Source organism: Thiocapsa rosea, from assembly GCF_003634315.1.
In the GTDB taxonomy this organism is placed as follows: Bacteria; Pseudomonadota; Gammaproteobacteria; order Chromatiales; family Chromatiaceae; genus Thiocapsa; species Thiocapsa rosea.
This window is the reverse complement of record NZ_RBXL01000001.1, coordinates 867,472-879,616: the sequence shown is the minus strand read 5'-3', so window position 1 is coordinate 879,616 and position 12,145 is coordinate 867,472. Positions and strand designations below refer to the sequence as shown.

Sequence of the window (12,145 nt, the reverse complement as noted above, 5' to 3'; positions counted from 1 at the left end):
CGAATCGACCTGAGGCGCGATTGTGGCGACAATCATGCCATATGCCCAGTGCTCATCAGTTAGAGACCAAAGCAGAGTAAACAACGATGCACCACCTCGATCGACGAAAAACCGCTCGCGGACAGGCCGTTATAGCGCTCTTGGCCGTTGTCTTGTTCACCTTGGCCGGTGGAGGATTAGGATTCTGGATCGGTCACTATCAAAATATGACGACACTTGTCGACAACCGTGCCCAGCAGCCTGCAAGAGTTCCCCGATCATTGCCCGCACCTCTGACCCCCGCACCCCCACCCGCTGCTACCGAAGATCTCGATGTCATCGCCTCGCGTGTCGGCGAGATGCAAGCCGAGCTTCTCAGGCTGAATGCACTCGGCGAACGTCTGGTGCAGATGTCAGGATTGAATCCCGAAGAGTTCGATTTCACGGACCCGCCGCCGCGTGGCGGTGCCGAAGACGGTCCGGCACGAGACTTCACGATTCGCGAGATCGCCAGCGAACTCGGCAGCATGGTCAGCCTGGTGCAGGATCGCAAGCGTAAGCTCGAGGTCCTCGAAGATGTCATCATGGACAAGGGCCTCGCCGCGCAGGCGATGCCCTCCGGTTGGCCGGTCCGCTCCGGTTACATCACCTCGAATTTCGGTTTTCGGGTCCATCCCATCAAGAAACGACGCCTCTTTCACGAGGGTGTCGACTTCGCAAGCCCACGCGGCACGCCGATTGTCGCGGTTGCCGACGGTGTCGTGACCTTCAGCGGTCGCAAGGGCGGATACGGGCGGATGGTCGACATCCGGCATGTCAACGGGCTGGTCACGCGTTATGCCCATAACCAGGACAACCTGGTCAAAGAGGGCCAGATGGTCCGGCAGGGACAGAAGATCGCGACGGTCGGATCCTCCGGAACCGCGACCGGCCCGCATGTCCACTTCGAGGTTCTCAAGGACGGCAAGGCGGTCGATCCTTTCCGTTACATCGACCGTCAGCCCCGGCCCGTGCTGGCCGGCGGGTCCGAGGATCAACCCGGTTAAACCGCGCCCAGCGCGATATGCGAGGTTTTTGGATGGGATCGGCCCCGGCAGACTCGGCGGCCGTTGGAGCCGGCGCGGTTTAAGATTTTAAGAATATATTATTTTAAACCGCGTCCCCGCCAAAGGCCGTGGATGCACCAAACGGCGGTCTCACACGAAAATTCAGCATCTCGCTCTGGACGCGGTTTAGGGCTCGGGGCTCGCTGAATCGATCGGGGTGCACGGGGATCTGCGGGCCATTTGTGCAGGCAACGGCCGCCGACCCCGGCCCCGGGCGCGCATCCGATGCCACCTGCGGTTGTCCTTGAATTCCGGTATCATGGCGGGATTTTCCCGACAGGTCTCAAACGTATCCGATGGTCAAGCATCTGTTCAAGAAGGTCTTCGGCAGCCGGAATGACCGGCTCGTCAAGACATTGCTCAAGTCCGTCGCACGGATCAACGCCCTCGAGCCCGAGCTCGAGCCACTCTCCGATCAGGCCCTGGCCGCGAAGACGACTGAGTTTCGGGAGCGTCTTGCCGCGGGCGCCGATCTCGACAGCTTGATCCCCGAGGCATTCGCGGTCGTGCGCGAGGCGTCCAAGCGAACGCTCGGCCTGCGTCACTTCGACGTGCAGATGGTCGGCGGCATGGTGCTCAACGACGGGAAGATCGCCGAGATGCGCACCGGCGAGGGCAAGACCCTGGTCGCGACCCTCTCGGCGTACCTCAATGCGCTTCCGGGCAAAGGCGTTCACGTCGTCACCGTCAACGATTATCTGGCTCGGCGCGACGCCGCCTGGATGGGTCAAATCTACCATTTTCTCGGTCTGTCCACCGGCGTCATCAATTCGTCGGGCGGAACAGGTCCGGACTCGGCGTCGTTTCTCTTCGATTTGAGCTACGAGCCGCCGGTCGGTCAAGGTTACCGCCACATGCGCCCGGTCTCCCGCAAGGAGACCTATGCCGCGGATATCACCTACGGGACCAACAACGAGTTCGGGTTCGATTATCTGCGCGACAACATGGCCTTCGTGGCCGAGCAGCGCGTGCAGCGCGATCCCTTCTACGCGATCGTCGACGAGGTCGACTCCATCCTCATCGACGAGGCGCGCACCCCGCTCATCATCTCGGGTCCCTCCGAAGGGAGCACGGATCTCTACAAGCAGATCGACAAGGTCATTCCGCGACTGACCCGTCAGCCCCCCATCACCAACGAAGAGGGTCAACCCGACTTCGGTCCCGGTGATTATTCGGTCGACGAGAAGGCGCGCCAGGTTTATCTGAGCGAGGAAGGTCACGAGCACGTCGAGCAGATGCTGGTCGAGATCGGTCTTCTCGCCGAGGAAGGCGGTCTCTACGATCCGGCCAACATCGTCCTGATGCACCACGTCTATGCGGCGCTGCGTGCGCACGCGCTGTTTCAAAAGAACGTTGAGTACATCGTGCGCGACGGCCAGATCATCATCGTCGACGAGTTCACCGGCCGCACCATGCCGGGACGGCGCTGGTCGGAAGGTTTGCATCAGGCGGTCGAGGCCAAAGAAGGGGTTGCGATCCAGCCCGAAAACCAGACGATGGCCTCGATCACCTTCCAGAACCTGTTCCGGCTCTATCCCAAGCTCTCGGGCATGACCGGCACGGCGGATACCGAGGCCTACGAGTTCCAACAGATCTACGGTCTGGAGGTCGTCGTCATCCCGACCAACCAGCCGATGGTCCGCGACGATCGGGGCGACCTCGTCTATCTGACCCAGGAGGAGAAGTACGAGGCCATCGTCGAGGATATCCGGGACTGCATCGCCCGCGGTCAGCCTGCCTTGGTGGGTACCGCCTCGATCGAGACCTCGGAGCTGATCGACCGACTGCTCGTGGAGCAGAAGATCCCGCATGAGGTCCTCAACGCCAAGCAACATGAGCGCGAGGCCGGGATCATCGCCCAGGCCGGCCGCCCCGGCGCCGTCACCATCGCCACCAACATGGCCGGTCGCGGGACCGACATCGTCCTCGGCGGCAATCTTGAGGCCGAACTCGAGGAGGCCGGTCCCGACGCGGATCGCGCCGCCATCCGCGCCGCCTGGAAGGAGCGCCACGCCCAAGTGGTGGCCGCCGGCGGTCTGCATGTCGTGGGTACCGAGCGGCACGAGTCCCGCCGTATCGACAACCAGTTGCGCGGTCGCTCCGGTCGCCAAGGCGACCCGGGCTCCTCGCGTTTCTATCTGTCGCTCGAAGACAACCTGATGCGTATCTTCGCCTCCGACCGCGTCGGCAAGATGATGCAGAAGCTCGGGATGCAGAAGGGCGAGGCGATCGAGCACCCCTGGGTGACGAAGGCGATCGAGAACGCCCAGCGCAAGGTCGAGGGTCGCAACTTCGATATCCGCAAGCAGTTGCTCGAGTACGACGACGTCGCCAACGATCAGCGCAAGGTCATCTATCGCCAACGCCGCGAGCTGATGGACAGTGTCGATGTCTCCGATACCGTCACCGCGATGCGCGATGATGCGCTGACGCGCCTGATCAACACCTATGTCCCGCCCGAAAGCCTCGAAGAGCAATGGGACGTCGACGGACTCGGCGCCGCCTTGAGCGAGCACTTCGGTGGCGACTGGCCGATCCGCAAATGGCTCGACGAGGACGATTCGCTCCACGAAGAGACGCTGCGCGCGCGGATCCACGACACCCTGACCGGGGCCTACACCGAGCGCGAGCAGCTTGTCGGCTCGCCGACCATGCGCCAGATCGAGACGGCGGTCATGCTCCAGACCCTGGATACCCACTGGAAGGACCATCTCGCCGCGATGGACTATCTGCGCCAAGGGATCCATCTGCGCGGCTACGCTCAGAAGAACCCCAAGCAGGAGTACAAGCGCGAGGCCTTCGAGATGTTCTCCGCGATGCTCGACAGCATCAAGCACGACGTCGTCGCCACGCTCGCCAAGCTCCAGGTGCAGACGCAGCCGGGTGCCGCGGCCGAGCCGGCTGCGGGGCTCGGGGCAGCGCGAGAGCGCGAGTTCGAGTTCAAGCACGAGCGCTTCGAGGGGTTCGGTCAAGGTCCCGGGTCCGAGGATGATGCGCAGCCCGACGGTCGCGATCGGGCGAGCACCCGCGGAGCCGAGGACGCGCACGCTCAACCCTATGTCCGCGGCGATCGCAAGGTCGGCCGCAACGAGCCCTGTCCCTGCGGCTCGGGCAAGAAGTACAAACAATGTCACGGCAAGGCGAGCTGAGCGACACCATGACGCGGTCCGAGCAGCCCCCGTCCGAGCCCATTGCATCCGATCAGGTCCAGTCGGAACAAACCTGGCTCCCCGTCGGGGGTGTACGCTTGGCCGCGGGTGCGGCCGGCATTCGTTACCAGGGGCGTGACGATCTGGTCATCCTGGAGTTCGCTCCCGGCAGCCGATGTGCGGCCGTTTTTACCCGCAATGCCTTCTGCGCAGCGCCCGTGCGGGTCGCCAAGGCCCACTTGGGTCAAGCGATGCCGCGCTACCTGCTGATCAACGCCGGTAACGCCAACGCCGGGACAGGTCGGCGCGGGATGGCGGACGCCGAGTCGAGCTGTGCGGCACTCGCCGTTGTCGGCGACTGTGTCGCCGAGGAGGTCCTGCCCTTCTCGACCGGCGTGATCGGCGAGCATCTGCCGGTCGCTCGCATCTCCGCGGCATTGCCGGGCCTGCTCAGCCGATTGGATGCATCCGATTGGCCCGCTGCAGCGCGGGCCATCATGACCACGGATCGGGTGCCGAAACTGGTCTCGCGCCGCTTCGAGATCGACGGGCGCACCGCCTCGATCACCGGTATCGCCAAAGGCGCCGGGATGATCTGTCCGAACATGGCGACTATGCTGGCCTTCATCGCGACCGATGCCGCCGTGTCGCCCGATCTGCTCCAAGCCTGTCTAGGCTCAGCGGTCGCTCGGTCGTTCAATGCCATCACGGTGGATGGCGACACCTCGACCAACGATGCGTGCGTGCTTGCTGCAACCGGGGCCTGCGGGAATTCGGAGATCCGCGACGGCGCGTCGCCGGGATACGCTGCACTCCAGTGCGCCGTCGATGCGGTCTGTGTCGAGCTGGCGACCGCCATCGTGCGCGACGCCGAGGGTGCGACCAAGCTGGTGACCGTGCAGGTCGAAGGCGCTGCGGATGTGGAGGAGGCTCGCGCGGTCGCCTACACCATCGCCCATTCGCCCCTGGTGAAGACGGCGCTTTTTGCGTCGGATCCCAATTGGGGCCGTATCCTGGCCGCGGTCGGACGTGCGGGTCTTCGGGATCTCGATATCGATCGGGTCAGAATCCATCTCGGCGAGGTCCTGATCGTGGCCGACGGCGGTCGCGCACCGGACTATACGGAGGAGGCCGGAGCCGCCGTCATGGCCGAGCCCGAGATCCTGATCCGCGTCTTGCTTGGACGGGGTCTGGCCGAGGCGCAGGTCTTGACCTGCGATCTGTCCTATGAATACGTTCGGATCAACGCCGAATACCGCAGTTGAGCGTCGATCCGATTCATGTGATGGTCGGCGCGATTTCCGACCCGGCTGGACGCGTGCTGGTCACCAAACGTCCCGATCATGTCCATCAGGGCGGGCTGTGGGAGTTTCCGGGCGGCAAGCTCGAGCCCGGCGAGTCGCCCGAGCAGGGCCTTGCGCGCGAGCTGGCCGAGGAGCTGGGTATCGAGGTCAGCGACAGCCGTCCGCTGATCCGCATCCGACACCATTACGGCGACCGCCATGTCCTGCTGGATGTCCGGTGTGTTCGCTCCTACACGGGCATTCCGGCGGGCTTGGAAGGGCAGCCCCTCGCCTGGCAGCGCCCCGAGACCATGGATCCGGCCTGTTTCCCCGCTGCGGATCGTCCCATCATCGCCGCGCTGCGCCTGCCCGGGCGGATGCTGATCACGGGTCCCGACCCGCTCAGGCCCGAGGTCTTCCTCGCGCGGCTCGCGCGTGCCGTCGCGGGCGGTATCAGGCTCGTTCAGCTGCGTGCGCATGAACTGGATCACGCCGACTATCGGAATCTGGCACGCGACGCCTTCAGGCTCTGCGAGCAAAGCGGTGCACGTCTCCTCTTGAATCGCGATCCGGGCGAGACGCTCGGTATCCCGCGTCACGGCCTGCATCTCCGCAGCCAGACCCTCGCCGGACTGAGCGGGCGTCCGGGTCTGCCCGACGATCTCGTGGGTGCCTCCTGTCACGACGCCGAAGACCTCTTGCGGGCGGCGCGCATCGGGCTCGACTACGCCCTGCTCTCGCCAGTCCAGCCGACCGCCTCCCACCCCGAGGCCGTGCCGCTCGGCTGGCGCCGCTTCGCCGAGCTGGCGGATGCGGCGACACTCCCGGTCTATGCGCTGGGCGGCTTGACCGGAGCTGATCTGGATCTCGCCCGTGAGCATGGTGCGCAGGGTGTTGCGGCGATTCGAGGCTTCTGGCCGATCGATTGATCGGTTAAACCGCGCCGGCTCCAGCGGTTGTCAAATCCGCCGGGGTCGATCCCACCCAAAACATCGCATACCGCGCCGGGCGCGGTTTAATGCTCGCTCATCGGCGAATCTTCGTCGGGATCGTCCTCCGTGCCGGGGATCCGGTGATTCTCGTCCAGCCACTCGCCCAAATCGACTAAACGGCAGCGCTTGCTGCAGAAGGGGCGCCATGGCGACTCCGGACCCCAAACGACCGATTTGCCGCAACGCGGACAGGAGACGATCGTGTCCATGGCTAAACCGCGTCCCGAGTGAAGATCGATGTTTCGCTGTCGTCGGCGGTTCGGTGCACGTCTAAGGATCCGTGCCGGACGCGGTTAAGGAGCAAAACGAAAACCTCTGAACCGCGTCCACCGATGAGGCGCTTGGTGGGTGCGAGGGCAGGGGTGGAGTCGAAACAATGCATGATGTGCAGGACGCGGTTCAAAAGACGCAGCAGGTGAGCTTGAAGGGGATGTTTTCCGGGATCTGAGCTGGCCGTCCTTGAGTGCCGGTCATCATGAAACGGATACTGAAGCGGCCCTTGTGCCCGCTGATCTCCGGATAGAGTGCACCGGTCCCGTTGATGCCGACCCGCACCATCTGCGCAGGCGCCTGCACATCGAGCGCCTCCTGGAAGAAACCGCCCTCCGCGAGCACCTGACGCGGTGATGCGCTGGTGCGGGCGAGCGAGAGGACGAGACGGATTGCCCGCTCCGCCGGTCGCAGATCTTGAAGCCAGTGGTCGATCCGTGCCTTCCTGAGCTCCGGTGCCTGGATGAGCCAGTGATGAAACTGCGGCAGATCGAAGCTGCAGGCGCCGCCCGGAATACTGCTGCGCTGGGCGACGCTCTTGAGAAGATCGTCCTCGCGGGCGATTTGCCCGATGGGTCCGGACAGGCCATGGACGCCGCCGACGGCATCCGCAAGGTCGCCGAGTACCTGCTCCAAGGCCCGTGGATCGACCCCGGGCTGATCCCCGAAACGCTTGAGCGTGGTCATGTTGCGCTCAAGCTCCTTGAGCAGCTCGTTCTTGACGTCTGCGCGTGCGGTCACCGCGGCAATGTCGAGCAAGGTCTCGACAGCGACTCGGGTCGCCCAGGCGTCGTACTGAGGTGCGAAGTGGTTGAGCCGCTCGAACAGATGCTCTATCCGCAGGAAGGTGCGGACGCGCTCGTTCAGCGGATGCTCGAAGGTCATCAGTGTCGACACAAAGGCGCCTCGGGGCTCGGCGCGATCCGGATCCGGTCATCTCGGCTCGGTCGGCGCGGTAATTGTTCGAATGTGGCGCACCACGCGATGCGGTGCGCGCTACCATGGCCGGAATTCTCCCGATTTCGCGAGGGGTTGTCACGCCCGCGCCGATCATCCGATCATCACGCCGGATACGGTCCTCGGGCACCGCATTGAACCGCCCCTCGTATCGAGGGCACCGCGGGTGCCCGAGGCGCGTTTCGAGCGCCTGATCCGCGAGCCTACTTCGTACTCTCCTTGAAGTCCTCGGTACCCTCCGAAACCGCCTTCTTGGCGTGCTGCCAGGTGTTTTTCGAGCCTTCCTTGATGTTGTTCCAGTTTTCTTTCGACTCTTGCTTGGTACAGGCCGTCAAGGCCGCGAGGGCGACCAGTAGGCCGACGATCGATGCCTTCGACATATTTCCTTTCCGCATGCTTGCTCTCCCGTTGTCATGAATCGCCCACATCGATTTGCGCCGGCGACGCGCCTCAGGCTCATCCTTCGGGACTGATCGCGGCGGCCGTTTTGCCCCGAAGCGCCGCGGGGTAGTCGCGATCGATGGACGCGAGACCCTGATGATACTTCCGGCCGGCGAGAGCGACCCTCATCATTTGATCGGGCGCGGCCAGATGGCGATTGACCCGCATCGGCACCTTTTCCAGGGCGACATGGGCCTGCTCGGCGAATGAGCGCACAAACTCGCGAAGCGGCAGCGCCGTCGGGGTCAGGGGATGCATGCAGTCGTGCAGGTCATGCGGGTTGTCGACCCAGATCCGCGGCTGCATGGCCTGATAGTCCGGGGTGCCGGGGGAGGGCGTGCAGACGGTGAAGCTGCACTGCACCGGCGGCAGTCGGCTGACGTAGTCGCGCAGTCTCGCGAACTCGAGCGCCCGGTATTCGGGCTGCACCATGAAGGCGGCATGCACGGCCACGTCCATCGCGCGCAGCCGCTCCAGGGCACGTTCGTTGGCGGCGACGGTTCCGCCTTTGGCCGCGCGCTTGAGCTCCGCGTCGCTCGGGAACTCGAAGCCGATAAAGGCCGCATCCAGGCCGATCTCGCGCCAGCGTCGCAGCAGCTCCGGGGAGCGGTTGACGGTGGTGGCGCGGGTCCAGGCGAAGTAGCGTTTCTTCACGCCGCGTGCCTCCAAGGCTTCGGCCAGCGCCCAGGCGAAGGGCTCGTCGATGAAGTTCTCGTCGTCGCAAAAATAGACGTGATCCACAGCCAATGAGGCGATCTCCTCGACCACGGACTGCACCGGACGCGTGCGGTGGATGCCGCCGCACAGATGCGGCACGATGCAGAAGGAGCACTTCATGCGGCAGCCCCAGGAGGTGCGGACCATCGCCACCCTCGGGAACAAGGGATGCCAGCGCGGCAGCTTCTCGCCGGTCCAGATGCTGCGGTAATGGCGGGTGTCCCAGAGGTCGCGCCTGGGCAGCGGCAGCATGGCGGGATCGGGAAACAAAGGCCAGAGCCGCTCCTCGTCGTCGCGCCAGCTCCGATTCGGCAACAGCACCTGCGGGATGTCTTCGAGCCCGCGGCCGGCGGCGAGCGCACCGACGATCTGTGCGAAGGGTGCGCATCCTTCGCCGCGGACGATGGCGTCGATCGCCTCGATCCGATAGTCCCGTGGGGCGACGGTCGCATGATGTCCGCCGACGACGATGGTTGTTCCGGGCAACGATCGGCGCACTCGGCTGGCGATCCGCTTGACGCTGGACGCCTCGTGGCTGTAGCCGGTGATGCCGACCAGATCGGGGCGAAAGCGCCGCAGGCTGTCGAGGAGGTCGAGTTCGGGCCAGGCGGCCAGGCGCAGATCCAGGATCCGGGTGTCGTGCTCGGGGCCGGCCGCGGCGGCCAGGTAGCCGAGCTCAAGGGGCTCCATGCGTTGAAACGCCTGAAGACCGAGAACGGACCTCAGTCGCGCCTTGGGTTTGATCAGCAGGATGTGCATACGGCTGGACTTCCTCGGCCACCGGGGAGCGGGGCGGCATTCGATGCTCGGGGCCGGCCGCGGCGGTCGCGCCTCAGGTCACCCGGGCGACCATGCGGCGGTTGCGGGTCAGGCGGGCCCAAGTCTTGCCGGTGGCGAACCAGGCGACGTAGAAGCCCTCGATCAGCCAGCGATGAAGGGACGAGGGGCGCAGCGCGGTGGCGACATCCTCGGCTGCGCAGAGTCGGTATCTCAGGCCGAGGCTGGTCGCCATCTGACCGACCCGGGCCAGGTGATAGCGATTGGAGACGAGTGTCAGCGGCTCGCGCGACTCGCTCTGGGCCATGAGCTCGCGCGCATTGCGCAGATTCGTCAAGGTGTCGTGCGAGGTCTGCTCCAGCGCAATGCGCAGCTCGTAATCGCCGGGGAGTTCGCGCAGCATCTGCTCCCCCGCCTCGGCCTCGGTGATGCGTGCCCCGCCTGTACGGCCTCCGAGGATCAGGATGCGGCGGCTCGAAACGGCCGCCACCCGCGCGGCCGTTTCGAGCCGTGCCCGATAGTCCCGGTCCGGTCGGTCCTCGACCAAGCGCTTGCCGAAGACCACGACCACGCCGGTTGCGCCATCGGCCTTCGTTCGCAGGCCGACCGCGAGCACGCGGGCGAACGCGACCAAGAACGGAAGCCCCAGCCCCGCGACCCCGACCAGACAGGTCAGCGCAAAGGTTCCGATCTCGTCCCGATCGATCGTTCCGGGTGTGCTCACGGTGTCTTCACGATCGAGGCTAAACCGCGTCCAGAGCGAGATGCTCGTTTTCGAGTGAGTTCGGCGTTTGGTGCATCGACGGCCCTTAGCGGGGACGCGATTTAAAATCATATCTTTTTTAATCTCTTAAACCGCGCCGGCTCCGGCGGTCGTCAAATCCGCCGGGGCTGATTTCATCCAAAAACATTGCATGCCGCGTGGGGCGCGGTTTAGAGCATCGATAGGTTCGCTCGGATCTGGTTGTCGAGGTTCGCGATCCAACTGTTGTAGTTGGAATGGATCGTCTGCTTCTCTTCGTTGTATTTCAAGTTCGTGCTGGCGCTGTAGCGAATGCTGTAACTGGACGTGGAGAAGGGGATCTCGACCTTCGCCATATGGTCGCGCAGGAAGATGGTGCCGACGATCATGCCCGGGCGGGTCTCCTGCATCGCCCATCCCAAGCTGTTGCCGGCGCCCTGGATCGCCTTGCTGACCTGGGGAAGGGTGGCGCCCGGCGGGATCGGACGTGCGTCGAGATCCCGGATCGGCGCGGTCCGACAGCCGCCGAGACCGATGACGCTCGCGGCCATGACCAGCAGCATGAGCATCCGTATATTGAAGATCCCCTGAATCCCCCGGCGCCGTGAAGCGTTCTTGGGGCTCTGTTTGCCGAGCGCGATCTCGTTTTCCATCTGCTTTTCCCTATTGTTGTCGTCATCACCGCGTCGACTGAGCCTTCAGGCCGTTGGGCGGTGGGTTCTTCTTTTCCAGCGCCCGATAGCCTGAAGGGCAGTGGTCCGCTTCTGCGTTGAGCTCAGTCGATGTCCCGCAGCGCAGCGGTGCCGCCTTTCGCCGAGCCGACTCCCCGGTCGAGCGAGCGCAGCAAGCCCGTCGGATACAGGCCGCGGCGCAGCAGTTTTGCGCCGACCAGCCGGATGATGCTCCAGGTATCGCGCCAGGGTCGGTAATGGCTGAGACGTCGGTCCGGCAGGTAGCGGGTCATGATGGGGACGCTGCGGATCTCGGCGCCCGCGGCGACGCTGTCGATCAGCATCTCGGTCTCGAAGGCGAAACCGGCATTGCGGCGCGGTCGCACGCTCAGACGCGCGAGCACGGCGGCGGGATAGAGTCTGAAGCCGGACTGGGTGTCCTCGATGCGACGCCCGCAGGCCCAGGAGATCCAAAAATCCGCGACCTCGTTGGCGAAGCGGCGCAGGGCTGGGGCCGCCTCCCGGGCCTCGGTTCGCGCGGCGATGACGATGGCCTCGGGCGCGCGCATGGCGGCCCGCTCCAAGCGCGGGATGTCGCCCGAGCAGTGCTGACCATCCGCATCGATTGTGACGATGCGCTGCCCGCCGCAGGCGATGGCCCGGGCGATGCCGCTTGCCAAGGCGAAGCCTTTGCCGAGATTGGTCCGATGGCGGATCAGCTCCAGGCTCGGCAGGGCGGCGTCCTCCGTCGGAAGCGAACGAATCAGCGTCGCGGTGGCATCCATAGAGCCGTCATCGACGACGATGATGCGATCGACGTCCTGGCGACGGACGGCCGTGACGACCTCGCGGATCGTTCGCGCTTCGTTGAATGCGGGGATGACAACGATGGTTCCTTTCATGCCATGGCGCCGTTCAGGTTGATGATCTGTCCCCAGCGCTCGCGAATCATCGGCAGGAGCAGGGGCTGGGTGACATTGTAGAAGCCGAGCAAGGCGACGTCGACGACGCGTGACCCTTGTTCCGCCTTCATGCCGGCCAAGGGCGCCGCTCGCACCCGT

At 64.8% G+C, this 12,145-nt stretch carries 11 protein-coding genes and 1 pseudogene; 4 read left to right on the top strand and 8 right to left on the bottom strand.

What is annotated here, in order from left to right:
• Positions 1 to 260 precede the first annotated feature (260 nt).
• The 4 genes from BDD21_RS03940 to BDD21_RS03925 all read left to right on the top strand — a co-directional run bounded on the left by BDD21_RS03940 (position 261) and on the right by BDD21_RS03925 (position 6,446).
• Positions 261 to 1,025, top strand: a complete 765-nt coding sequence (locus tag BDD21_RS03940) for a M23 family metallopeptidase (protein WP_342769592.1) — start codon at positions 261 to 263, stop codon at positions 1,023 to 1,025.
• A 356-nt stretch (positions 1,026 to 1,381) separates the two neighbouring features.
• Entirely contained in the window at positions 1,382 to 4,234 is a 2,853-nt protein-coding gene (secA, locus tag BDD21_RS03935; RefSeq protein WP_120796027.1) for a preprotein translocase subunit SecA, read from the top strand.
• An 8-nt stretch (positions 4,235 to 4,242) separates the two neighbouring features.
• On the top strand, positions 4,243 to 5,499 hold the full coding sequence (argJ, locus tag BDD21_RS03930; RefSeq protein WP_120799736.1) for a bifunctional glutamate N-acetyltransferase/amino-acid acetyltransferase ArgJ: 1,257 nt from the start codon (positions 4,243 to 4,245) through the stop codon (positions 5,497 to 5,499).
• A gap of 20 nt (positions 5,500 to 5,519) precedes the next feature.
• Positions 5,520 to 6,446 (top strand): Nudix family hydrolase, encoded by a 927-nt coding sequence (locus BDD21_RS03925; RefSeq protein WP_120799737.1) that lies wholly within the window; start codon positions 5,520 to 5,522, stop codon positions 6,444 to 6,446.
• Between the two features lie 86 nt (positions 6,447 to 6,532).
• On the opposite strand, the gene yacG is transcribed toward BDD21_RS03925, so the two are convergent.
• The 8 genes and pseudogenes from yacG to fabG all read right to left on the bottom strand — a co-directional run.
• Positions 6,533 to 6,718 carry a DNA gyrase inhibitor YacG gene (gene yacG, locus BDD21_RS03920; protein ID WP_120796026.1) on the bottom strand — a complete coding sequence of 62 codons (186 nt, stop codon included), beginning with the start codon at positions 6,716 to 6,718 and terminating at the stop codon, positions 6,533 to 6,535.
• A gap of 190 nt (positions 6,719 to 6,908) precedes the next feature.
• Positions 6,909 to 7,676 (bottom strand): cell division protein ZapD, encoded by a 768-nt coding sequence (zapD, locus tag BDD21_RS03915; protein WP_120796025.1) that lies wholly within the window; start codon positions 7,674 to 7,676, stop codon positions 6,909 to 6,911.
• A 263-nt stretch (positions 7,677 to 7,939) separates the two neighbouring features.
• A complete protein-coding gene (locus BDD21_RS27725) occupies positions 7,940 to 8,116 on the bottom strand; it encodes a hypothetical protein (protein WP_170164682.1) in 177 nt (58 codons plus the stop codon).
• A 76-nt stretch (positions 8,117 to 8,192) separates the two neighbouring features.
• Complete coding sequence (locus BDD21_RS03910) at positions 8,193 to 9,653, bottom strand: B12-binding domain-containing radical SAM protein (RefSeq protein WP_120796024.1); 1,461 nt, start codon at positions 9,651 to 9,653, stop codon at positions 8,193 to 8,195.
• Positions 9,654 to 9,726: 73 nt separating this feature from the next.
• Complete coding sequence (locus tag BDD21_RS03905) at positions 9,727 to 10,395, bottom strand: YdcF family protein (protein ID WP_170164681.1); 669 nt, start codon at positions 10,393 to 10,395, stop codon at positions 9,727 to 9,729.
• Between the two features lie 209 nt (positions 10,396 to 10,604).
• Positions 10,605 to 11,066, bottom strand: a complete 462-nt coding sequence (locus tag BDD21_RS03900) for a hypothetical protein (RefSeq protein WP_425470211.1) — start codon at positions 11,064 to 11,066, stop codon at positions 10,605 to 10,607.
• Between the two features lie 122 nt (positions 11,067 to 11,188).
• Positions 11,189 to 11,986: a glycosyltransferase family 2 protein gene (locus tag BDD21_RS03895; protein ID WP_120796022.1), complete on the bottom strand. Its 798-nt coding sequence runs from the start codon at positions 11,984 to 11,986 to the stop codon at positions 11,189 to 11,191.
• 11 nt (positions 11,987 to 11,997) lie between these two features.
• Positions 11,998 to 12,132: pseudogene (gene fabG, locus BDD21_RS03890) on the bottom strand (3-oxoacyl-ACP reductase); the annotation flags it as partial.
• Positions 12,133 to 12,145 lie beyond the last annotated feature (13 nt).